This is a genomic window from Flavonifractor sp. DFI.6.63 (genome assembly GCF_024462255.1).
Lineage (GTDB): Bacteria > Bacillota > Clostridia > Oscillospirales > Oscillospiraceae > Lawsonibacter_A > Lawsonibacter_A hominis.
In genome coordinates, this window is the sequence record NZ_JANGBE010000041.1 from 1 (window position 1) to 23875 (window position 23875).

At 63.2% G+C, this 23875-nt stretch carries 18 protein-coding genes; 3 read left to right on the top strand and 15 right to left on the bottom strand.

The window, feature by feature from the left end; genetic code table 11:
* Window positions 1-180: 180 nt before the first annotated feature.
* From NE547_RS15935 to NE547_RS15990, 12 genes are all read right to left on the bottom strand, one after another.
* Window positions 181-4809, bottom strand: coding sequence for a PAS domain-containing protein (locus NE547_RS15935; protein ID WP_256176420.1), 4629 nt, complete (start codon window positions 4807-4809; stop codon window positions 181-183).
* A gap of 124 nt (window positions 4810-4933) precedes the next feature.
* Window positions 4934-7528 carry an EAL domain-containing protein gene (locus NE547_RS15940; RefSeq protein WP_256176421.1) on the bottom strand — a complete coding sequence of 865 codons (2595 nt, stop codon included), beginning with the start codon at window positions 7526-7528 and terminating at the stop codon, window positions 4934-4936.
* Window positions 7529-7625: 97 nt separating this feature from the next.
* Window positions 7626-8708 (bottom strand): hypothetical protein, encoded by a 1083-nt coding sequence (locus NE547_RS15945; RefSeq protein ID WP_186907058.1) that lies wholly within the window; start codon window positions 8706-8708, stop codon window positions 7626-7628.
* 94 nt (window positions 8709-8802) lie between these two features.
* Window positions 8803-10059, bottom strand: a complete 1257-nt coding sequence (purD, locus tag NE547_RS15950; protein ID WP_256176422.1) for a phosphoribosylamine--glycine ligase — start codon at window positions 10057-10059, stop codon at window positions 8803-8805.
* A gap of 134 nt (window positions 10060-10193) precedes the next feature.
* The gene (locus NE547_RS15955; protein ID WP_256176423.1) at window positions 10194-11366 is read right to left on the bottom strand and encodes a phosphoribosylaminoimidazolecarboxamide formyltransferase; all 1173 of its coding nucleotides are present in this window, start codon (window positions 11364-11366) and stop codon (window positions 10194-10196) included.
* 45 nt (window positions 11367-11411) lie between these two features.
* Window positions 11412-12119: an IMP cyclohydrolase gene (locus NE547_RS15960; protein ID WP_256176424.1), complete on the bottom strand. Its 708-nt coding sequence runs from the start codon at window positions 12117-12119 to the stop codon at window positions 11412-11414.
* Window positions 12116-12757 (bottom strand): phosphoribosylglycinamide formyltransferase, encoded by a 642-nt coding sequence (gene purN / locus NE547_RS15965; RefSeq protein WP_256176425.1) that lies wholly within the window; start codon window positions 12755-12757, stop codon window positions 12116-12118. Before purN ends, NE547_RS15960 begins: the two co-directional genes overlap by 4 nt.
* Before the next feature lie 109 nt (window positions 12758-12866).
* Window positions 12867-13913: a phosphoribosylformylglycinamidine cyclo-ligase gene (gene purM / locus NE547_RS15970; protein WP_256176426.1), complete on the bottom strand. Its 1047-nt coding sequence runs from the start codon at window positions 13911-13913 to the stop codon at window positions 12867-12869.
* Between the two features lie 152 nt (window positions 13914-14065).
* A complete protein-coding gene (locus tag NE547_RS15975) occupies window positions 14066-15487 on the bottom strand; it encodes an amidophosphoribosyltransferase (protein ID WP_186907064.1) in 1422 nt (473 codons plus the stop codon).
* A 3-nt stretch (window positions 15488-15490) separates the two neighbouring features.
* Window positions 15491-16210 (bottom strand): phosphoribosylaminoimidazolesuccinocarboxamide synthase, encoded by a 720-nt coding sequence (gene purC, locus NE547_RS15980; protein ID WP_186907065.1) that lies wholly within the window; start codon window positions 16208-16210, stop codon window positions 15491-15493.
* Between the two features lies 1 nt (window position 16211).
* Entirely contained in the window at window positions 16212-16706 is a 495-nt protein-coding gene (gene purE, locus NE547_RS15985; RefSeq protein WP_256176427.1) for a 5-(carboxyamino)imidazole ribonucleotide mutase, read from the bottom strand.
* A gap of 318 nt (window positions 16707-17024) precedes the next feature.
* On the bottom strand, window positions 17025-17714 hold the full coding sequence (locus NE547_RS15990) for an ATP-binding protein (RefSeq protein WP_256176428.1): 690 nt from the start codon (window positions 17712-17714) through the stop codon (window positions 17025-17027).
* An 86-nt stretch (window positions 17715-17800) separates the two neighbouring features.
* Between NE547_RS15990 and NE547_RS15995 the strand changes: the two genes are divergently transcribed.
* Window positions 17801-18469, top strand: coding sequence for a Crp/Fnr family transcriptional regulator (locus NE547_RS15995; protein WP_186907068.1), 669 nt, complete (start codon window positions 17801-17803; stop codon window positions 18467-18469).
* Between the two features lie 43 nt (window positions 18470-18512).
* On the opposite strand, the gene NE547_RS16000 is transcribed toward NE547_RS15995, so the two are convergent.
* From NE547_RS16000 to NE547_RS16010, 3 genes are all read right to left on the bottom strand, one after another.
* Window positions 18513-18755 (bottom strand): IreB family regulatory phosphoprotein, encoded by a 243-nt coding sequence (locus tag NE547_RS16000; protein ID WP_186907194.1) that lies wholly within the window; start codon window positions 18753-18755, stop codon window positions 18513-18515.
* Between the two features lie 101 nt (window positions 18756-18856).
* Window positions 18857-19969, bottom strand: coding sequence for a 4Fe-4S dicluster domain-containing protein (locus NE547_RS16005; protein WP_256176429.1), 1113 nt, complete (start codon window positions 19967-19969; stop codon window positions 18857-18859).
* A 14-nt stretch (window positions 19970-19983) separates the two neighbouring features.
* A complete protein-coding gene (locus NE547_RS16010; RefSeq protein WP_186907069.1) occupies window positions 19984-21003 on the bottom strand; it encodes a LacI family DNA-binding transcriptional regulator in 1020 nt (339 codons plus the stop codon).
* Window positions 21004-21336: 333 nt separating this feature from the next.
* On the opposite strand from NE547_RS16010, the gene codB reads away from it, so the two are divergent.
* On the top strand, window positions 21337-22587 hold the full coding sequence (codB, locus tag NE547_RS16015) for a cytosine permease (RefSeq protein WP_207723711.1): 1251 nt from the start codon (window positions 21337-21339) through the stop codon (window positions 22585-22587).
* Between the two features lie 26 nt (window positions 22588-22613).
* Window positions 22614-23849 (top strand): cytosine deaminase, encoded by a 1236-nt coding sequence (gene codA / locus NE547_RS16020; protein ID WP_256176430.1) that lies wholly within the window; start codon window positions 22614-22616, stop codon window positions 23847-23849.
* Window positions 23850-23875: the final 26 nt, after the last annotated feature.

Genomic DNA, 23875 nt, shown 5'->3' on the forward strand with positions numbered 1-23875 from the left:
CCCCTTAAGGGGCAGCCCGTGAAAGAAATGCGGTCGGCAAACCTTTCGGGGCCCCTTAAGGGGCTTCGTCCGTATCATGCCCTTCTAGGGCTTACTCAAGCCTCCGGCTTTGCCGGAGGTTTTGACTGAAGGGATACAAACGCAGAGAAACGATGGGACAGGACAGGCGGCGCAGCCGCTTCACCCGTTCAGCAGATGGGACAGCGTGGCCAAAAACAGGGGAAAGTCAATGGGCTTTGCCACATGGGCGTCCATCCCGGCATCCAGCGCAACCTGAACGTCCTCCGGAAAGGCGTTGGCGGTCATGGCGATGATGGGGATGCCTACGGCGTCGGACCGCTCCAGCGCCCGGATGGCGCGGGTCGCCTCGTACCCGTTCATTCCGGGCATTCGGATATCCATCAGGATCGCGTCGAACGTCCCCGGCGGGGCCTCGGTAAAGGCGCGTACCGTTTGGATGCCGTCCGCCTTTCGGATGGACTGGGCCCCATACATTTGAAGCAGTTCACAGAGGATCTCCGCGTTGATGAGATTGTCCTCTGCCACCAGGAAGTGGCGTCCGGCCAGGGCGGGTTCCGCGCCGCCCGCGGGAAGCTCCGGGACGGCGGAGAGAGGCGGCGCGGCGACTTCCCCTTCCAGCTCGACCCGGAAAACGCTTCCGCGGCGTACCTGGCTCTCCACGGAGATCGTGCCGCCCATCAGGTCGATCAGCCCTTTGGTGATGCTCAGCCCCAGCCCGGAACCCTCCACATGGGCGCTCCAGCGGCCGCGGGTAAAGGGTTCGAAGAGATGCTGCAGGAACGGTTCCGGCATCCCGATGCCCGTGTCCCGGACCGTGAAACGGTAACGGCAGCGTCCCTTCGGCCGGAGCGGAGGTACCTCCTCCACCTGGAAATCCACCTGTCCGCCCTCCGGCGTGAATTTGATGGCGTTGCCCAGAAGATTGATCAGGATCTGGTTGATCCGCAGCGCGTCCCCATAAAAATACGAGTGGCGGATCGAGGCGCTGTGCAGGACGAAGTGCAGTCCTGCCGCCTGCGCCTGAGGTTCCAGCATGGCAAAAAGCTGCTCTACCAGGTCTGGGAGGGAGACGCGCGTGATGCTGAGGGCGAGTTTGGCGTGTTCGATCTTGTTCATATCCAGGATATCGTTGATCAAACTCAAAAGATGCTGGGAGGCGTGGTCGATCTTCCGCAGACAGTCTGCCACCCGCGTATGGTCGTCCAGATGAGCCGAAGCCAGAGCGGTCATCCCCATGATGGCGTTCATGGGGGTGCGGATGTCGTGGCTCATGGAAGAAAGAAACTCGCTTTTGGCCCGGTTGGCCGCCTCGGCCAGCGCAAGGGCTTTTTCCAGCTCGGCGTTGCTCCGGCGCTCGGCTGAGAGCATGTCCGTCACGTCCGCCCGGACCATGCACAGCGTTTTGCGGTTGGCGTCCCCCCACAAAACATTGATCTGCTTGTACCGAAGCCCGCCCTTGGTTTGGTAAGGCATGACGAAGTCGTAGCCCAGAGGAGTCCGGGCCAGTCTCTGCAGCAGGGGATCCAGCTGGAGCTGGCGTCTCACGGTCTCGCGTTCCGCGTCGGGGGCATGCGCGGTGAAAAAATGCTCCACCGCACTGCTGTAATCCTCCAGAACCAGAGGCGGAAGGTTTTCCAATATCGTCTGACGGGTATACAGGGTAAGACGTCCCGTGTCAAGGCTGACCAGGGCCAGAAGCTCAAAGGTGTAGGCGATCACGTTGAGCAGGCCCTGCTGCTCCCGGACCGAATCCGAAATGTCGGTCCGGGCCAGACAGATCCGCTTCAGCCGCAGGTCGGCGGCAAAGACCGTCATGTTTTTGGTCAGAAGCGCGCCGCTTTCGCTCAAGATGGAATAGGGGAAGGAATAGGTGCCCTCCCGTTCCAGCCGGCCCAGCAGATAAGCCGGAGTCAGCATCTGTTCCGTGCGGGCCTGATCCTTGGGGAGTACCTGGTGGGCCAGCATATGCGCCACCTGCTCGGAATGGCAGCCACTGCGGGCGGAGAGATCGCTGGCGCTTTCGGCGGCAGTCAGGATGGTATAGCGGTCGTTTTGCAGATCCACGTCCGCTACCATATCATAGCTGGCCACCGAGAGCTGATGCAGAATGCGTTCGGATACCGTCTGTTCGGTGACGTCGGTGACGGTCAGGATACCGGTGAGGTCTCCCGTGTCCGGAGTCTCCACCAGGTGGACCTTGAACTGGGCGTAACGTCCCTGGCTTTCCTGAGGAAACCGGATAAAGCAGGTGCGTACCAGTTCCGTCTCTCCCCGGGCAAACGCCGCGTGGGCGGGCGCGTTCCGGTATGTATCCAGAAAGTCGCATCGCTCCTCGCCATCCATGATAAAGCCGGCCAATGCACGAAACAGATCCTCGCGGGTCGGGCCTATGGAGACGGACAGGCCGGCGTCCGTATAGTCGATGAGCTCTACAAGCCGATCCTGGGTCAAATTGCAGTGACCTGCGATCAGGGTATTGGGGCCGGGGGTGCGGTAGTGCTGCAGGATCAGTTCGTTGTACTGCTGGCGAAGCCGTTCCTGCTCCTCGCGCTCCCGGGTGATGTCGTGATAGCCGGCGTAGATCCGGCGCTCGCCGTCGGGACTCTGGATCAGGGTGAGGTTGATTTTGACCCAGAGGTAGCCGCCGCCGCCCTTTTGCAGGCGGTATACGGCTTGGCAATGGCTGTTCCGGCTGGACAGGAAATTGGAGGTCAGTTCCTCCAATCGGCCCAGATCGTCCGGATGTATCCCGGCCGTAGCGTCGTCCCGGTACAGTTGCCAGGCCTGCTCCGGCGTCATGCCGGTCATGGCGGCAAAGCCTTCGGACAGAAACTCCGGCGTCATATGCCCGTTCGGATGCAGACGCACCACGGCCACGCCGCCGGGCAGGTGCTTGAGTATCGTCTGAAAATATTGCTCCAGCCGGTCTTTTTCCCGCTGGGCGCGCACGGTCCACGTAACGTCCCGGACGTATTTCACGTAGGCCGGGATGCCGTACCAAAGGGTCTCCCGGAAACGGGTGCTGTAGAACCGGTTTCCAACCACCATCTCGTGATCCACGCCGTCCGGCGCGTGGCCCTGCAGCGTGCAGAACTCACAGGGAGAAGCGCGTCCGTGAAGGGCCGCATAGCATTTTTGACCGATGCAGATCTGACCGCTGCCGAACAGCCGCCGGGATTCGTTGACGTAGAGCAGGTCGTAATTTTCACGGTCGATGACGTAGACACCGTCCGCCGCCTCGTTTGTGATGCTCTGAAACAGGCGGGTCTCCGGCGACATGCCGGTAAAGACCGCGTAAAGGCGGATGCTTTCGGCCAGCGGGTCCAACCTGCGTGCGTTGAGATGGAGCCAGATCAGCTCGCCGTTTTTGTGGCGCATCCGATAGGAGATATCCAGCAGCTTACCGCGCTCCAGCGCGTCCCTGGCGGCGGCCAAGACCCGGGGGCGGTCGGATTCAAAGACCGTGCCCAGGGGGTCCGCCCGGACCATCGCCGCAAATTCTTCACGCGTGTGCCCGGAGAGCGCGGGGACGCCGTCTGAAAAGAAGGTGGGGATCAGGCGTGCCCCCTCCAGCCGGTAGCTGGCGATACCGCCGGGGATGGAATTGACCAGATGATCCATCTCCAGCTGGGCTTCCTTCAGATCGGAGATGTTGTGGAGCACACAGTGAAGCAGAGGAAGCCCCCCCTCTTCGCCCAGCCATTTTACCAGGGCCCGGACCCATACGATGTGGCCGTCCCGGTGCAGCTTGCGAAACTCAAAGGTGGAGAGCTGATGGGTCTCGAGGACCATCCGGGCCTGAGCGATCACCATGGGGGCATCCTCCCGGTAAACCAGCTCCGTGGCATCCCGTTGGATGAGCTGGGCGTATTCCGCCGGAGTATGGCCGGTCAGGGCTGGAACGCCGTCGGAAAAGTACACGGCCTCGAAGCGGTCCGAGGCCCTGTAGATCACCACGCCGCCCGGAATGGCGTTGACGATGTCCTGGAGCTTTTCGCTGGCGCGCGTCAACTCCAGCTCCAGGTTCATCGTTGGGCTGATGTCGCTGTATACGCCGTACAAAAGCCGACTGCCATCCGGCTGGGACTTGACCGAGCCGTCCAGGCGGATCCGGCGGTACTCCTGCCTGCGGTCATTCCAGAGCCGGTAGGTATGCTGGAGGACGGCATTCCCCTGCCGGAGGGCGTCCTCCATGACCCGATAGAGGGCGGACCGATCTTCCGGGTGAACGCCCAGAACGCCGACCCGGTCCTCCAGCGTTTGGATATGCTCCTGACTGCAGCCGATGATCTCATAAAAAGCCGGGTTGCGGAATACCGGGATAAGCCGGGCGCCGTCGGACCGGTAGACGCACAGACCGCAGGGGATATTGCTGAAGATAGCCCAAAGCTCGGCCTGAAGGGCCTTGGACTGCTCCTCCTCCCGCTGCGTCTGCGTCACGTCCAGAATGTATTCGATGTAAGCGCTCCGGCCGGCCCAGTCGATCAGTTTGCCGCTGAACTGATACAGACGCTGTGTGTCTGGGTGGCGGAAGCGGCGCACCGGCAGCTCCGTGTCGCTCAGACGGTCGGCCTGGCAGAAGGGGCAGGGGGCGTCAAAGCCTGCGGCCTGATAACAGGTGATCCCCTGAAGGGTACCCTCGTGCGGAAAAAGCCGCTTTGCCAGCGCATTGGCATACAGCAGCTCCCGGCTGTCCGCCGCGCTGACGCAGATCGCCACGGGCGCGTGGTCCAGTACGGCGGACAACTGACCGGTGGAGGGGGCAGGAGAGACGCCTTGCTGCGTCATAGTTTGCGCACCTCTGCTTTCACCGCTCTGCTCAGAGCATACGATCCGAGCGAGCCTGACTGAGACTGTCCGGAGGGGTGGGCCTGGCTGGATGAGCCTTCCGCCCGGCGGCCGTTTGGATGCATCATGCGTGCGTTCCCGTCCACAGGCAGCAGCCGCCCTTCTGGTTCGACTTGGCACGGTACAGGGCCTCGTCGGCATAGGCGAGGGTCTCCGCCGTCAGGGTCTCCGCCCGGGTGCAGATGACCGCGCCGGCCGAGCAGGAGGCGGGGAAGGGGCCGCAGCCCTCCTCCTGCCGAAAGGCCCGGCAGATGGAGCAGCCCTTTTTGAGGGTGGTTTCCGGCGAGGGCATCTGCTTCATGACCACCACAAATTCGTCGCCGCCCAGGCGGACGAGAATGTCGCTGCCGCGGGTCTGCCTGCGCAGCACGGAGGCGAAGCGTTTGAGGATCCGGTCCCCCTCCGCGTGGCCGAAGGTGTCGTTGATCTGCTTGAGATTATCCAGGTCGAACATGTAGACGGCCGCGGGCAAATCCTCCCGCCGCAGGGCCAGCGCCGCGGTGTGCAGGCCGCGGCGGTTGAGCAGGCCGGTCAGATAGTCCCGGCAGGCGGCATCCTCCAGCGCCCGTTCCCGCTCCCGGGAGGAGGTGACGCCCATCGCGCGCATGACCCGCTTCCACAGGCTCCTCTGCGTGTGCGGTTTGGCGGCAAAGTCGTCCGCGCCCTGTTCCAGGGCCTGTTCTTCCAGCCGGGCGTCTCCGGGAGCGGTGGCCACCACGGGGATCTTCCACACCGCCTTTTCCCGCTGGAGCACTTCCAGCACGGAAAACCCCTCGGCCCTGGGCAGAGTCAGGCTCAGAATGACGGCGGCGATCTGCTGTTCCCGGTGGGCGATACAGCCCATCGCCGTATGGCCGTCGGCGGCTTCAATCACATGATAGCTCTCTCCAAAGGTTTTGCGTACCTGGGAGCGGTAGGCCGCATCCTCGTCCGCCACCAACAGGATCTGGGTGCGGCGTTCCGAAGGAGCGGCGCTTGCAGCCGCGGGGGGCGGGGCCTCCTGCTGGTTGCGCAGCAGCGCCTCAAACGCGGAGCAGGGCATGGGCTTTGCAAAATAGTAGCCCTGTACGTAGTCGCAGCCGATCTCCTGCAAACGCTCCAGCTGCGCCCGGGTCTCCACGCCCTCGGCCACTACGCTCAGATTCATCCAGCGGGCCAGATCCATGATAAAGCGCAGGATCCCCTGATCCACGGGCTTGGCCGTCTCGCTCTGGATGAATTTCATATCCAGCTTCAGAATGTCCAGCGGCATCTGATTGAGCATATTCAGGGAGGAGTAGCCGCTTCCAAAGTCGTCCATTTCAATGACAAAGCCCAGCTCCCGCAGCCGGCGTACCGTGGCCGCCAGCTGGTCCGGATGCTCCGTGTAGGCGCTCTCCGTGATCTCCAGATGCAGGCTGGAGGCGGGAAGGCCGTATGCTTCAAGGGTGGCTGTCAAAAGCTCGATCAGATCCGCCTGATACACATCGGCCCGTGATACATTGACCGAGATGGAAAGCGGTACCCCGCCCGCGCCGCTCCACGCCTGCAGTACGGAACAGACCTTGTTCCACACATACTGGTCCAGCTTGGTGATAAAACCATTTTTTTCAAACAGAGGGATGAACTCCGACGGCAGCAGAAGGCCCCATTCCGGGTGCTGCCAGCGGACCAATGCCTCCGCCCCGGCCAGCCGGTCGTCCTTGATGTTGTATTTGGGCTGCAAATAGATCTGGAACTGATCCTGGGCAAGCGCCGCCTCCATGCTGTCCGTAATGGCCTGCTCCCGCAGAAGGGGACTGCGCAGAGCGTCGTCGTAGCGCGCGAAATGCTTCCCATACTGGCCCCGGATGCTGCGGGCGGCCAGCAGGGCCCGGTCGCACATATGCTCCACCGGCAGCGTCCGGTCCGTCACCGGATAGATGCCCCACTTCATGATCACGTTTTTGGCGTTGGAAAGGGTGTTGACCTGGGCGCCAAACCGGAGGAACAGCGTGTCGGTGTAGCACGCCTGACGCTTGAGCAGGCAGGCGAAGCGGTCCGCGTTGAAATGGCCGCAGATGCCCTGGTCTCCCACCAGGCCGGTATACAGCTCCGCCACGCCCCGCAGCAGGCAATCGCCGGTGGGGACGCCGAACATATCGTTGATCAGCTTAAAATTTTCAATGTCAGAGCAGATGATGTCGTATTCCTGTTCCGGGTGCAGCAGGAGCAGCTGCTTGACCTGCTGATAAAAAAATTCCTTGCTGTAGAGACCGGTCAGCCGGTCGTACTGCACCTGACGGATCATGGCGGAGGTCTCCCGCAGGCGGATGATGTTGGCGATCCGGTGCAGGATGACCTGAGGCCGGTAAGGTTTGACCACAAAATCCGCCGCGCCGCCGGAGAGAGCCGCTATCTCGGCGGCTTCGCTGTCCTGACGGGTGGTAACGATCACGGGGATGGAGGCGAGCGCCTGCTCCGCCTTTGCCTGGGCCAGAAACGCGCACCCGTCCATCCCGGGCAGGACCAGATCCAGCAGAATCAGCGCGATCTCATCCGGACGCTCCCGCAGTACGCCAAGCGCCTGGGCGCCGTTTTCCGTCTCGAGCACCCGATACTCCGGCGTGAGAATGGTACGGAGGTCGGCGCGGTTGACCGGATCGTCGTCTACGATCAGGATCTGTTTCTGCAGCGTCATGACGGAGCCTCCTTGTCCTCTGCGGGGATCCCCAATTTTGTTGTATCTCCTTCTGATTCTATCATACAAGCGGAGGCAGTGCAATATTTTGGTACATTTATGGTGCGGGCGCGTTCTCTGCCACGCTGGCTTTGTGCAAAAAGCGGAAATGGAGGGCCACGCCGATCAGCGCAAAAAAGCCCACATAGCCGCAGAGCGGGTAGACGTAGCTGACCACATTCTTAAAGCCGAAGATGCTCCCCACAAAGGCCAGGGCGCACAGCAGGGCCAGAAACCGCCGGGACAGCCGGCCGCCCAGCCGCACCTCCAGCCGGGAGGTGATACCGAACAGGCTGGACAGGGCGGCGGTAAACATGCCGCACAGCAGCAGCAGCGCATAGAGCACGCCGAGGGCGGGAAAGACCTGAGAGGCCAGAGCCAGCATCGGCAGTTCCGCATCCCCCACCAGGGCGCGGAAGAGGATCATGGGCAGCAGGATGCAGATGAAAATGACCGCCAGCAGGAGGCTGCCAAGCCCCAAGCCCCTGCGGATGGCGCGCGTATCCTCCATCTCCTGGGTCAGGGGGACCAGGATGGTAATGGCGGCCATCATATTGTAGGAGATAAAGGATACGGCGGAAAACAGCCAGTTGCCCAGCAGGGGGTTGCCGCTGGCGAAGGGGAGGGCGGGAAGCCCTTCCGTGGGCAGCCGGAGGACGGCAAGGGCGCCCACCACAACGGCGGCGCCCACCAGCAGGGGCACCACCACGCCAAAGGCGGCCACCAGTCCGGCCGCGCCGGTCACGGCTACCAGCAGCACGAGAAGCGTCATGGCCGCGTCGCCCAACAGGGCGGGGATACCGAACAGCTGCTCCAGCAGGGCGCCTGACCCGGCGATCATCCCCATCATGCAGCCGAACAGGAACAGGAGAAACACAGCGGAAAAAAAGCCGCGCAGGACGGGGTGCGTTCCGTGGAGGATGATTTTGTCAAAGGCTGTATATCCCGTGCGTTTGGCAATGTCCAGCACCATCCAGCCGAAGAGCCAGAAAGCCGCGATGGCCAGCACCATGCCTGCCAGGCCCCAGGCGCCGAACCGGCCGAAAAACTGCAGCAGCTCCTGCCCGGAGAGGAAGCCCGCTCCCAGGAAACTGCCCGTAAAAAGTACGGCGATCTGCATCGGCGTTATTTTTTTCTTCATGGATCTGCCTCCAAAACGCGGCGGGGGCAGGCCGCCGCCCTACTTCAAGTGGTTTCCCACGTAGGACGGGGCCTGCCCCCGCCGAAAGCGTTGCTTATACCCGCCCAATGTCGGTGCGGAACTGCATATCGGTAAAGGAAATCTCCTTTGCGGCGGCGTAAGCGGCCTGGATGGCGGCTTCCAGGTCCAGGCCCGTGGCAGTCACGCCCAGCACCCGCCCGCCGTTGGTCAGGACCGTGCCGTCCCCGCTCAGCCGGGTCCCCGCGTGGAAGACCACGGCGGACCGGCCGGCCTGTTCCAGACCGGAGATGGGGTACCCCTTCTGGTAAGCAGCGGGGTACCCGCCGGAAGCCAGCACCAGGCAGCAGGCCGCGCCGGACTTCCACCTGATATCCACTTTATCCAGCGTGCCCGTCCGACATGCCTGAAAAATTTCCAACAGGTCGCTTTCCAGCAGGGAGAGCACCGCCTGACACTCCGGGTCGCCAAAGCGGGCGTTGTATTCCACCACCTTGGGCCCGCTGGGGGTGAGCATCAGGCCGAAGTAGAGCACGCCCTGGAACGGCCGTCCCTCCGCCTGGAGCGCCGCAACGGTGGGCAGAAAGATCTCGTCCATACACCGCTGGGCCACCGCTTGCGTGTAGTTGGGAGAAGGGGAGATGGCGCCCATGCCGCCGGTGTTGGGACCTTGGTTTCCGTCAAAGGCCCGCTTGTGATCCTGACTAGAGGGCATGCACAGAAGATGCGCTCCGTCGCAGAACGCAAGCACCGTTACCTCAGGGCCGGTCATGCACTCCTCGATGACCAGCCTGGCGCCTGCGGCGCCGAACTTGCCGTCGCTCATCATCGCGCGCACCGCCGCCCTGGCCTCGTCCACCGTCTGGGCTACGATCACGCCCTTGCCCAGGGCCAGGCCGTCGGCCTTCACCACGATCGGGGCGCCCTCGGCCTCCACATAGGACAGCGCCGCGTCCAGGCCGGTAAAGGCCTGGTATTTGGCGGTGGGGATGTGATACTTGGCCATCAGGTTCTTGGAAAAGATCTTGCTGGCCTCGATGACCGCGGCGTTTTTCCGGGGGCCAAAGGCGGGGATGCCGGCCGCCTCCAGTGCGTCCACCATGCCAAGGGCCAGCGGGTCGTCCGGAGCCACCACCACAAAATCCATCGCGTGTTCCCGGGCCCAGGCCACCATGGCCTCCACATCGGTGGCGGCGATGGGGACGCACTGGGCGATGGAGGCGATGCCGCCGTTGCCCGGGGCGCAGTAGAGTTCATGGACCGACGGGCTCTGCTTCAGCTTCCAGCAGATGGCGTGCTCCCGCCCGCCTCCGCCGACAACCAGTACTTTCATCATATAACCTCGCTTTGCGTGGAAGAATGTTCGCCTTCCCGCACAGGGGCGCGAGGGCGCAGACCGCCCGAAACGCCCCGCGGCACGGCGGTCTGGGATCGACAGGGGTCAAAGCCTTCGGGAACGCCCGGCGATCAGTGGTGGAACAGACGCATCCCGGTAAAGGCCATGACGATGCCGTACTTGTTGCAGGTGTCGATGACATGATCGTCCCGGATGCTCCCGCCGGGCTGGGCGATATACTGCACGCCGCTCTTGCGGGCGCGTTCTACATTGTCGCCGAAGGGGAAGAAGGCGTCGCTGCCCACGCTGACCCCGGATTGGCGGGCGATCCATTCCTTCTTTTCCGCCGCAGTGAGCACCTCGGGCCTGATTTTAAAGGTGTTCTGCCACACGCCGTCGGCCAGCACGTCCTCGTACTCGTCGGAGATGTAGACGTCGATGGCGTTGTCCCGGTCGGGCCGGCGGATCCCCTCCACGAAGGGGAGGGAGAGCACCTTGGGGTGCTGGCGCAGCAGCCAGTTGTCGGCTTTGTTGCCGGCCAGACGGGTGCAGTGGATGCGGCTTTGCTGGCCGGCGCCCACGCCGATGGCCTGGCCGTCCTTGGTGTAGCACACGGAGTTGGACTGGGTGTACTTCAGCGTGATCAGGGCCAGGACGAGATCACGCTTGGCCTGCCCGGGCAGGTCGCGGTTCTCCGTGACGAGGTTTTCCAGCAGGGCCTCGTTGATCTCAAAATGATTGCGGCCCTGCTCGAAGGTAATGCCGTACACGTCTTTGCGCTCAATGGAACGGGGCACGTAGTCCGGGTCCATCTGCACCACGTTATAGCCGCCTTTGCGCTTGCCCTTGAGGATCGTCAGCGCCTCGTCGGTATAGCCGGGGGCAATCACGCCGTCGGAGACCTCCATGGCCAGGTAGCGGGCGGTGGGCGCGTCGCACACATCGGAGAGCGCGGCCCAGTCGCCGTAGGAGCACAGCCGGTCGGCGCCGCGGGCCTTCACATAGGCGCAGGCGATGGGAGAAAGGTCCATATCCTCGGCAAAATAGATCTTCCGCTCCACGTCGCTGAGGGGGGTGCCCACAGCGGCCCCGGCGGGGGAGACATGCTTGAAGGACGCCGCGGAGGGCAGGCCGGTGGCGGCCTTGAGCTCCCGGACCAGCTGCCAGGAATTGAAGGCGTCCATAAAGTTGATATAGCCGGGCCTGCCGTTGAGAACCTTGATGGGAAGCTCGCCGGAGTCCATAAAGATACGGGCGGGCTTTTGGTTGGGGTTGCAGCCGTATTTCAATTCCAGTTCCGTCATGATTCGACCTCCATAATGCGGGCGGCCTGCGGCCGCCCGCCGGACTTACGCGTGCTGATTGATGATGACGCTCTCCCAGGCGCCCCGCTCCAGGTCGATATAGCGCACGAAGAGGGAGACCTTGTTGTCTTCGTTGAGGTTGTTCCACAGCAGATGGGCAAATTCCTGCGGCGTCTCGCTGGTGATGGCCACCTGCTCCGGCTCGCCCTCAAAAGAGGGGAGGGGATCGCCGTCGCCCAGGTAGGTATGGATAAAATGCCCCTGGCCGGCAATGGGGTTTTCGTAGGCGAAAAAGTACCGGCGGCAGGAGGACGCCTCTCCGTCCGCGCTTTTCAGAATGGACAGGGTATAGTCGCCGTTGCCGTGCACCAGGCCGGAAATGCGGGGCGTGTAGTTGGGGCCGTCCGGCTCAAACGTGCGGGTATGCAGGGCCTGTGCAAAGGTCTTGCCCGCCGCCAGGCCCTCCCGGACGGTGTCGGTCTGGTCGCCGTTGGTGACGATGGTAGAGCTGCCGAAGACCCGCACCGGGGCGTAGATGATCAGGGACGGATCGGTCATTTTAGAGGGGTCAAAGGCCTGGGTACGGATGCCGTCGGGGGTTTCCACAAACACCCGGTTGCGGGAATTTTCGCTGCGGCCCATAATGAAATAGGCGATCACAGCCTTCGCCCCGTCGGGAGAGCGGCCCAGTACGATGCCCCGGCCGGGATAGGGATTGGCGCGCAGCAGCGCGGTCAGATCAAGCGTTTTCATTGACAAACAGCTCCCTCGGTTATTTTGACGTGCCGCCCCTCCACATGGAGGCGGCCCTCGCAGAACAGGGATACGGCCCGGGGCAGGATGCTCCACTCACACTGCTCCATGACCCGGCGCTGGAGCGTCTCCGGCGTGTCGTCCTCCCGGATGTCCACCGCCTTTTGCAGTACGATGGGACCGCCGTCCGGCTCCTCGTTGACGAAATGGACGGTGGCGCCGGTGACCTTGACGCCATAGTCCAGAGCTTTTTCGTGGACATGCAGGCCGTAATAGCCCGCGCCGCAGAAGGAAGGGATCAGGGCGGGATGGACGTTGAGAATGGCGTTGGGATAGGCCTGCACCATCTCCTCGGTGAGGATGTGCAGGAAGCCCGCCAGCACTACCAGGCCGATCTCCAGCCCGCGCAGCTGCTCCACCAGGGCGGCGGTCATCTCCCGGTTGGAGCCGTAGTCCTTCCGGGAGACCACATAGCCGGGGATACCGGCCCGGGCGGCCCGTTCCAGAGCAAAAGCGTCGGCGCGGGAGGAGATCACGGCGGCGATGACACCGTTTTTCAGCTCTCCCCGTCCCTGCGCGTCAATAAGCGCCTGGAGATTGGTGCCGCCTCCGGACACCAGCACGGCGATTCGTGTCATAGTGATACCTCGCAGAGTTTCCGCCGGAGGCGGAAATGAATTTCGAAGTCGTGCGCAGGCGGCGCGGACGCCCCCGCGGTCAGGAGGGCGCCTTCGCTGCCGCCCGGGCTCATACCAGCTCCACGCCCGCGTCGCCCTTGACGACGGAACCGATCACATAGGACTGCTCTCCGGCCCGGGCCAGCACGTCCAGGGCGTTGCCGATCTGGTCCTTGGGGATGGCGATGACCAGGCCGATGCCCATGTTGAAGGTGTTGTACATATCCCGCGCGGGGATGTCTCCGGCCTTTTGGATCAGCTCGAAGATCGGGGGCACCGGGAAAGAAGCGGTCTGGATCCGGGCGGTGAGCCCCTCCTTCATCATGCGGGGCACGTTCTCATACAGGCCGCCGCCGGTGATGTGGCTGACCGCCTTCACGTCCACCCCGTGCTGCCGCAGGCAGCGGATGGAGCGCACATAGATGTGGGTGGGACGCAGCAGCTCCTCTCCCAGCGTATGGCCCAGATCGGACACGTAGGTCTCCAGGGGCTTGGCGTCGTCGGCAATGCCGAAGACCTTGCGCACCAGGGAAAAACCGTTGGAGTGCACGCCGTTGGAGCCCAGGCCGATGAGCAGGTCCCCCTCCTGCAGCGTGGAGCCGTCGATCATTTTGGCCTGATCCACCAGACCAACGGAGAAGCCGGCCAGATCGTATTCCTGTTCCGGGTAGAAGCCGGGCATCTCGGCGGTCTCGCCGCCCACCAGGGCGCAGCCCGCCTGGCGGCAGCCTTCGGTGACGCCGGAAACGATGGCCTCGATGCGGCTGGGCAGGTTCTTGCCCACGGCCAGATAATCCAGGAAAAACAGGGGCATGGCCCCGGCGCAGATGATATCGTTGACGCACATGGCCACACAGTCGATGCCCACGGTGTCGTGCTTGTCCATCAGAAAGGCGATCTTCAGCTTGGTGCCCACGCCGTCCGTGCCGGAGACCAAAAGGGGCTTCTCCATGCCCGCGTAGTTGGGGGCAAACAGACCGCCGAAGCCGCCCAGGGTGCCCATGACGCCGGGAATATAGGTGGATTCGACCAGGGGCTTGATGCGGTTGACCGCCTCGTAACCGGCGGTCACGTCCACGCCGGCGGCGGCGTAGGATTCAGAATGAGAATTCTTCATACAGACCTCCATTTTCCAAAGAAGTCCGAAGCAGGACATATGCCTGCGAAGGACGCCTTAACTTGTGGCCGCGGCGGCCACAGCAGCCGTGCCTGACACGGACGCGGGAGGGGCGCCTTCCCATCCGGAAAGGACGGCGGCCCCGGAAACGGTTATTCCGCTCCGCTCCAGCAATAGGTGCAGATCTTGTCGCGGTCGATGCCGATGGCCTCCAGCAGGCCGTCCAGGGACTGGTAGCCCAGCGAATCGAAGCCCAGCTTCTCACAGATGGACCGGAGCATACATCTGCCCCGCTCGGTGGAAGCGTCGGCGTACTCGTCCAGATGCGCCTGCCCCTCGTCCCCCTCCAGCTCCTGTACCGTCTTGCGGGCCAGAAGCTCCATATCGGAGTTGCTGCGGGAGAAGTTCAGATACTTGCAGCCATACATGATGGGGGGGCAGGCCGAGCGCATGTGGACCTCCTCGGCCCCGGACTCGTACAGGAACTCAACGGTCTCCCGCAGCTGCGTGCCGCGGACGATGGAATCGTCCACAAAGAGGAGCTTCTTGCCCTGGATCAGCTCAGGCACGGGGATCTGCTTCATTTTGGCCACCTGGTTGCGCACCTCCTGATTGGCGGGCATAAAGGAGCGGGGCCAGGTGGGCGTGTACTTGACGAAGGGGCGGGCGAAGGGCTTGCCGCTGCGGTTGGCAAAGCCGATGGCGTGGGGCACGCCCGAGTCGGGTACGCCGGCTACAAAGTCCACCTTGGGCAGCTGGCCCTTCTGGATCTCGTCCCGGGCCATGATCTCGCCGTTGCGGTAGCGCATGACCTCCACGTTCATGCCCTCGTAATTGGAATTGGGGTAGCCGTAATAGGTCCACAGGAAGGCGCAGATCTTCATCTGCTCGCCGGCGGGGGAGAGGGTCTCCCATCCCTCCGGCGTCAGGCGCACGATCTCACGGGGCCCCAGCTCATAAGCGTCCTGATAGCCCAGCTTATGATAGGCGAAGGATTCGAAGGAGACGCAGCAGCCCTCCTCGTTCTGGCCCACCAGTACGGGCAGACGGCCCAGCCGGTCCCGGGCGGCGATGATGGCGTCGGGGGTAAGCACGAGAATGGTGCAGGAGCCGTCGATCGCCTCCTGCGCGTGGCGGATACCGGAGACCAGGTCGCTTTTCTGGTTGATGAGGGCGGCGGTGAGTTCGGTGGAATTGACCTTGCCCGAACTCATGGCCATGAACTGGTGGCCGTGGTCGGAAAAATACGTCTCCACCAGAGTGTCGGCATTGTTGATGATACCCACGGTGGTGATGGCGTACAGCCCCAGGTGGGAGCGCACCAGCAGCGGCTGAGGATCGGTGTCGCTGATGCAGCCGATGCCCGCGCAGCCCCGGAATTCCCCCAGATCCCCTTCAAATTTGGTGCGGAAGGGGGTGTTCTCAATGTTGTGGATCTGCCGCTGAAAGCCGGCCTCGCGGTCGTAAACCGCCATGCCGCCCCGGCGGGTGCCCAGATGGGAGTGATAGTCGGTGCCGAAGAATAGGTCCAGCACGCAGTCGCGCTTGGAGACAGCGCCGAAAAATCCACCCATGGCCTACTCCACGCCGGTCAGGCGGCGCATGACCTCCTCGTAGGCCTCCTCCGCGCCGCCCAGATCCCGGCGGAAGCGGTCCTTGTCCAGCTTCTCATGGGTCTTCTCATCCCACAGGCGGCAGGTGTCGGGGCTGATCTCGTCGGCCAATACGATCTGGCCGTCGGCCGTCCTGCCGAATTCCAGCTTGAAATCCACCAGGTCGATGCCGATCTCCTTCATGAACCCTTTCAGCAGTTCGTTGACGGTAAAGGCGTAGTTCTTGATGAGCGCGATCTCCTCGGCGGTGGCCAGCTTGAGGGCCAGGGCGTGATAGGTGTTGATGAGCGGATCGCCCAGGTCGTCGTTTTTATAGGAAAACTCAATGGTGGGAGCGTCAAATACAATGCCCTCCTCCACGCCGTAGCGCTTGGCGAAGGAGCCGGCGGAGAGGTTGCGGATGATGACCTCCAGCGGCACGATGGAGACTTTCTTCACGGCGGTTTCGCGGTCGCTAAGCTCCTCCACCAGGTGGGTGGGCACACCCTTGGCCTCCAGCCGGCGCATCAGGTTGTTCGTCATGCGGTTGTTGATGGCGCCCTTGCCGGTGATGGTGCCCTTTTTCAGGCCGTTGAAGGCGGTGGCGTCGTCCTTGTAGGAGACGATGACCACGTTGGGGTCCTGGGTGGCGTAGACCTTCTTGGCCTTCCCCTCGTAGAGCTGCTCTTTCTTCTCGTAAGCCATGCTAAAATTCCTCCATCTGAATTTTTTGATCTTTATCCATAACTTCCAGAGCCATATCGGTCTTGAATTGGGAGAGCGTTCCGGACAGGCCGTCGTCGGAGAGCGCCAGCATCTGGGCGGCCAGGATCGCGGCGTTGTCCGCCCCGTCCACGGCCACGCAGGCCACCGGGATGCCCTTGGGCATCTGCACCATGGACAAAAGAGAGTCCAGCCCCCCCATCATGGAGGTCTTGATGGGCACGCCGATGACGGGCAGGGTGGTATAGGCGGCCAGGACCCCCGCCAGATGGGCGGCTTTACCGGCGGCGGCTATGATGATGCCGAAGCCCTTCTCCCGTGCGGAAGAGGCGAACTGCTCCGCGGCGGCGGGCGTGCGGTGGGCGGAGATGACGTGTACCTCAAAGGGGACGCCGAACGCCTTCAGGCGTTTCATGCAGGCGCGCATGGTATCCAGGTCGCTGTCCGAGCCCATGACGACGGCAACTTTTTTGCTCATACAGATCCTCCAGTCTTAAAATGCCAAACGATTTTTGAGGAAAAGAAAAAATAAATCAGGGTATCCATGATAAGGATACCCTGATGGGTTACCGTTCAAAATTGGACAGGCTGGCACAACGACCGCAGCGGGCCGCAGAGCGCGTCATGTGCACCGCCGCCATCCAAGTACCCCCTCGTCTTCTATCTGCCTACAATATATCGGATTTGCCGGGGGTTTGCAAGGGCGAAAATCGAATTTCGTAGGCTTAGACAACTTCCGGGAGCAAAAAGGGAAGGGGGATTGTAAAGTGTGTGTCAGGCGGAGACAAAGAATGCTTCAGCGCAGCCGCCCGTCGGTGCCCACCACCACGGTGCGCAGAGGGATGTTCCGGCCGCTGCGCGCCACCGCCGTTTCGGCGGCGCGCTGGATGCCGCCGCAGCAGGGAACCTCCATCCGCGCTACCGTGACGCTTTTGACCTCGTTGGCAGCCAGGATGGCGGCCAGCTTTTCGGTGTAATCCCCCTCGTCCAGCTTGGGGCAGCCGATCAGGGTCACCCGTCCGGCAATGAAGTCCCGGTGGAACGCGCCGTAGGCGTAGGCGGTGCAGTCGGCGGCAATCAGCAGGTCGCAGCCGTCAAAATAAGGGGCGTTTACCGGCGCCAGTTTGATCTGTACCGGCCACTGGCGCAGCTGGCTGGGCATTTCGCCGGCGGGGGCGGGGGCGCCGTCCCGGCGCAGGGCGCGGCTCTGACTGCCGGGGCAGCCGCAGGGCGGCACGCCGGCGGACCGGGCCGCCTTGGCCGCCAGCACGGCGGCATGGTCGTAGGCGGGCGCCTCCCGCTCCTCAAACGTAATGGCCCCGGTGGGGCAGGCGGGCAGACAGTCGCCCAGACCGTCGCAGTAATCCTCGCGGGTGAGGCGGGCCTTGCCGCCCACCATCTGGATCGCCCCCTCGTGGCAGGCGGAGGCGCAGGCGCCGCAGCCGTTGCAGAGCTCCGGGTCGATTTTGATGATTTTGCGTTTCATGGGGATTCCTCCTTGCTTTTGTAAGGAGAGTATACTATACTGAGGTCGAGTTGTATGTTGCATCTGCAACGAATGGAGGGAAAAACATGCGCCAGTATCTGCCGGTGCTGCGCCGGGTGCCCCTGTTCGCGGGGCTGGAGGAGGAGCAGCTGATGGAGGCCCTGGAGTGCCTGGCCGCCCGTGTGAAGTGCGCGGCGAAAGCAGCGGCGGTGTTCCGGGCGGGGGAGAAGGCCGCGGCGCTGGGCTGCGTACTGTCCGGCGGGGTGCAGGTGTGCCGGGAGGACGCGTCCGGCGAGCGGATCGTCCTGGCGGGGCTGGAGGCGGGGGAGCTCTTTGGAGAAGCCTACGCCTTTGCGCAGGACAACACTCTGGCGGTGTCGGTCTATGCGCTCGAACCCACCACCGTCCTGCTGGTGCCCGCACGCCGCCTGCTGGAGCCCTGCCAGCGGGCGTGTCCCTTTCATGCCCGGCTGATCCGCAATTTAGTGACGCTGCTGGCGGAAAAGAATCTACAGCTTTCCCGGAATATTCGGTATCTGTCCGCCCGCACCATCCGGGAAAAGCTGACGGCCTATCTGGAGGAGCAGGCGCTCCGCGCCGGACAGGACAGCTTTACCGTTCCCTTTGACCGCCAGGCCCTGGCGGACTACCTGTGCGTGGACCGCAGCGCCCTGTCAAGGGAGCTGGGGCGTATGCGCTCGGAGGGACTGCTGGAGTTCGAACGCAGCCGCTTCACCTTGCATCCCGGGCGATAAAAACGGCCGCACGGTTTCCGTGCGGCCGTTTTTATCGGTGATGTCAGTCCCTGAGATACTGCTTTACCAGTTCCTGCAGCAGCTCGTCCCGATCCAGCTTGCGGATCAGGGCGCGGGCGTTGTTGTAGTTGGTGATATAGGTGGGGTCCTCCGAGAGGATGTATCCCACGATCTGATTGATGGGATTATAGCCCTTTTCCTGCAAAGAGCTGTATACGCAACTCAGGATCTCCTTGATCTCAGGGTCCTTTTCGTTTTGAATGCTGAATTTCCGGGTGTAATCCATCTCCACGCGGCACACCTCCTCGTTTGTTTCTGGTCCCATTGTAGCTGAATTCAGAGCGGCTGTAAAGGGAAAACCGTGAAATTTTATGAAGAATTAAGCTTTCACCAGCCCAGACGGATGCGCCCCTCGGGGCAGCGCGCGGCGCACAATCCGCAGCCGCGGCAGAGCCGCGGGTCAAGGACCCAGCCCTCCGGACGGCGGGAGAGCGCTCCGTAGATGCACCCGGCGCTGCACAGGCCGCATTCTGTGACGGGACAGGGCGTCTCCAGATGGGCGGTCAGGGGCTGTGGGTCGATGTCCTCAAAGGGCGTCAGGCTGGGCAGGGCCGCCCCCCGCAGCTGCTCCGGCGAAGCGATGCCGTGGGCGTCCATCCAAGCCGTCAGCTCCCTTACGATACGGGTGATGGCGGGATACCCCTCCAGCTGGAGGACGGTGCCTACCTGGACGGCCTGAGCGCCCAGCATCAAAAATTCCAATACCTGCTCGCCGGTCTCGATCCCCCCAACGCTGCACAGCGGAAGCGGGGAGTACTGCTTCAGGATGGCGGCTGCGGCCAGGGCCACCGGGCGGATGGAGGGGCCGCTGTAGCCGCCGTAAGTAGGCATACGGGGACGGCGGGCGTCCAGGTCCACGCCCTGAATGCCCCGAAGGGCGTCAATGGCGCTCACTCCGGCGGCGCCCGCCTCCCGGATGGCCTGAAGAAAGGCGGGAGAGGAGGCGGCTTCGTAGGAGAGCTTGACCATGACGGGCACGTCCACCGCCAGGGCCGCCGCCCGGACGAACTCCCGCACCTGGTCGGGATCGCTGCTCCGGGCCGGGGTACGGGTACCGATGGGGGCGGATATGCTGATCTCCACGGCATGGGCGCCCATGCGCTCCATCCGGGCGGCCAGATAGGCCAGCTCGGACGGGGAGGTGGCCCAGATGCTGGCGATGAGGCGGCACTGGCCCAGCCGCACTTGCTCCAGCTCCCCCTCCCACTGTTCCAGATGCAGGTCGGAATAGAGCTTGGTGTTGAACAGCCGGCCCCGGTCGTAGTAGAGCCGGGGGCGCAGGACCGGATTGGCCTCCAGGGTGATGGTCTCGGTAACCACCGCCGCCGTCCCGGCGTCCACGCAGCGCTGGATGGAAGCGCCGTCCCGGGCCCAGGGCCCGGCAGCCACGATGACGGGATGCTTGAGCGAAAGTCCCATGAATTCTACGGAACATGACATGCCATACCCCTCCTTTATTCGTCGAAAAGCTCTGAGATGTGGGCACGGTTGCCGCAGGAACGGCGGATCTTCAGTTTTGGCTGAAGGATGATCTCCTGGGGGACCCCGGCGGAGAACTCCTCATTTTCCAGCAGATCAAAGAGCATCCGGGCGGCCACCATGCCCAGCCGGCGGGCGGGCTGCTCCAGGCTGGTGAGGGCCGGGGTGACGATGGTGCACAGCGGGGAGTCGGTCAGACAGGCCAGACCCAGCTCTTCCGGAATGGACACGCCGCGGTCCCGGGCGGCCTTCAGCACGCCGAAGGCAAGCTCGTCGCTGTCACAGAGCAGGGCGTCCGGCGGAGGACCGCTCTGGAGCAGGCGTTCCGCCGCTACAAAGCCGCCCTGTATGCTGTTCTCCGTCAGGAGGACCCTGCCGTCTGCCCCGCCGCCCCACTCCAGCACGGCTCTGCGGCATCCGGCGGCCACCTGCCGCAGGTCCTCCGGATCGCTCCGGTCCAGCAGGAACACCAGGCGGCGGTGCCCTAGGGAGAGCAGGTGGCGGGTCATGCGGAAGGCACCCTCCTCACAGTTGATGTAGCAGCAGTTTTCCGTCAGGGCGTCCCGGGGGCGCCCGATGCTTACGCATGGAATGCCGGCGCTGTGCAGGCCGGAGAGATCGGCCAGGGGCGCGCAGAGCAGCACGCCGTCGGCCTTCCGGTCCTGTACCATGCGCAGGCCGTCGGCCTCTGCCGCGGCCGAGCCGTGGGTGTTGCACAGGAAGGTGGCGTAGCCCTTTTTCAGGGCCACCGTCTCCACGCCGGCGAACAGGTCCCGGTCGGTGCCGCGCTCGATATTGGATACCAGCAAAGCGATGGTGCGGGTCTTGCCCAGGTTCAGCCCCCGGGCAAACCAGTTGGGGGTATAGTGGAGGGCCTCCATCACGGATAAGACACGGGTCTTGGTCTCCGGCTGGACCAGCTCCGGATGGTTGAGTACCCGGGAGACCGTAGCCACCGAAACGCCCGCCTGCCGGGCTACCTCCTTGATATTCACAACCTGCCGCCTCCCCTGTCTTAGGATATTCGTCCGTTTCCGCTGGTATTCCGCAAAACGCTCCGCGTTTGCGGAAGCGCACCGCCCGCCCGCCGCAGGGCGGTGCGGTATGCTCAGGGCCGCTGTGCGGCCATAATACCACAAAAACGAGGAAAAAGCAATGCAGGGAATGTAAGTGGTTTCAGGAAAGAGCGGAACCAAGGGGGATTTGGAAAAAATCCATAAAAAGAAAGAAAAAAGATTGGAAAAGAAATGCTGGACGGCGGGAAAGAAGTGTGATATAGTTTGCTTGGATGAAACTGGTTTCATAAAGCGAAAAGAGGAGGTAGTATGATGGCGCAGCAACCGAACACCACAAAACGGGGCGCGGACGACGATTATTCGTTGGAGGCGGTCCCGACCACAGCGCGCAAAGGCTTTTGGAGCATGTTCGTGGTCATGATGGGCTTCACCTTCTTCTCCGCCAGCATGAGCGTGGGCGCCAAGCTGGGGAACGGCCTGGACTTTCCGGGCTTCGTCTGGGCGGTGATCATCGGAGGCATCATCCTGGGGGCCTATACCGGGGGCCTGGCCTATATCGGCTGCGACACCGGTCTGACGCTGGATCTGCTGGCCCAGCGCTCCTTCGGCACCAGCGGCTCCAAACTGGCGTCGGTGCTGATTTCCTTCACCCAGATCGGCTGGTTCGGCGTGGGCGTGGCCATGTTTGCCATCCCGGCCGCCGAGCTGCTGGGGATCAGCCCCTTTATCCTGGTGCTCATCGCCGGGCTGTGTATGACGGCGTCGGCCTATTTCGGCATCAAGGCCCTCACCATTGTCAGCGCCATTTCGGTGCCGCTGATCGCGGTGCTGGGCGTCTACTCCATGGTGCTCTCCGGAATCGAGGGCGGCGGCCTGACCGCCATCTTTGCGAAATCGGCGGGCAGCCTGTCCATCCTGGGGGGCGTGGGTCTGGTCATCGGCTCCTTTGTCAGCGGCGGAACCGCCACCCCCAACTTCGTCCGCTTTGCCAAAAACAACGCTGTGGCGGTCTCCACTACGGTCATCGCCTTCTTCCTGGGCAACTCGCTCATGTTCGCCTTCGGCGCGGTGGGCGGCGCCTTTACCGGGAAGGACGACATTTTCTATGTCATGATCGCCCAGGGGCTGGCCATCCCCGCGCTTATCGTGCTGGGGGCCAATATCTGGACCACCAACAACAACGCCCTGTATACCGGCGGCCTGGGCCTGACCAATATCACCGGTCTGCGGCAAAAGCCCATGGTGCTGGTATCCGGCATCATCGGGACGCTGGCGGCCATCTGGCTGTACAACAACTTTGTGGGCTGGCTGAGCTTCCTCAACGCCACCCTGCCTCCGGTGGGCGCCATCGTCATGCTGGATTTCGTGATGCACCGGCCGTCCTATCGGGAGGGGGCCGCTCCGGCCCATAAAGTGCACTGGGGCTCCATCGCGGGCGTGATCGTGGGGGCGGCCGTGGGCAACTTCGTGCCTGTGGGCATCGCCTCCATCAACGCCATGATCGCGGCCTGCGTCTGCTACCTGCTGGCAGACCGGCTGTTCTACGCCAAGCAGCAGGGATAATTGGGACAGAAAGGCGGTATGCAGTTATGCTGATCCAAAATGTGTTCGTAGAAAACGCCGCGCAGGCCACCGATATCCGCATCACCGACGGGAAGTTTGAGCGCCTGGAGCCGGGGCTGACGCCTCTGCCGGGCGAGGAGGTCATCGACGGCTCCGGCTGTCTGGCCCTGCCCCCCTTTATCGAATCCCACGTCCACCTGGACACCTGCCTGACCGCGGGGGACCCGGTGTGGAACCAATCCGGCACCCTGTTTGAGGGCATCCAGTGCTGGAGCCTGCGCAAGGAGAAGCTCACCCGCGCGGATGTGCGGGAGCGGGTTCACCGGGCGGTACGGATGCAGGCCCAGAACGGCGTGCAGTTCGTGCGTACCCACGTGGACGTGACCGACCCCAAGCTCACCGCCATGGAAGCGCTGCTGGAGCTTCGGGAAGAGCTGCGGGACACCATCGACATCCAGGTGGTGGCTTTCCCCCAGGAGGGCATCGACTCCTTCCCCAACGGCCGCCAGCTCATGGAGGACGCGGTGAAGATGGGGGCCGACGCGGTGGGGGCCATCCCCCATTTCGAATTCACCCGGGAGTATGCGGTGGATTCCCTCAACTTTGCCGTAAAACTGGCGGAAAAGTACGATAAGCTGGTGGACGTCCACTGCGACGAGATCGACGACGAGCAGAGCCGCGGTCTGGAGGTGCTGGCGGCCCGGGCCTACGAATCCGGCCTGAAGGACCGTGTGACCGCCAGCCATACCACGGCGATGCACTCCTATAACAACGCCTACGTCACCAAGCTGATGCGCCTGCTGAAGATGAGCGAGATCAACTTCGTCTCCAACCCCCTGGTAAACACCCATCTTCAGGGACGCATGGATACTTATCCCAAGCGCCGGGGCATCACCCGGGTCAAGGAACTGCTGGCGGCCGGGATCAACGTCTCCTTCGGCCACGACGATATCTTTGACCCCTGGTACCCCCTGGGCACCGGCAACATGCGGGATGTGGTCTTCATGGGCCTGCACGTGTGCCAGATGATGGGCTATCAGGAGATCATGGACTCCTACAAGCTCATCTCCACCAATGCCGCCAGGACGCTCCACCTGGGGGATTCCTATGGAATCCGGGAGGGCAATCCCGCAAGCTTCCTTCTGTTGGGCGCCGATAATTTCTACAACGCGCTGAATGAGAAGAGCGAGGTGCTCTACTCCTTCAAGGCGGGCCGCCTCATTGCCAAAGCGACCCCCGCCGCGCGGGAAGTACTGTTCTGAGCAACGCGACAGACCGCCCGCTGCAG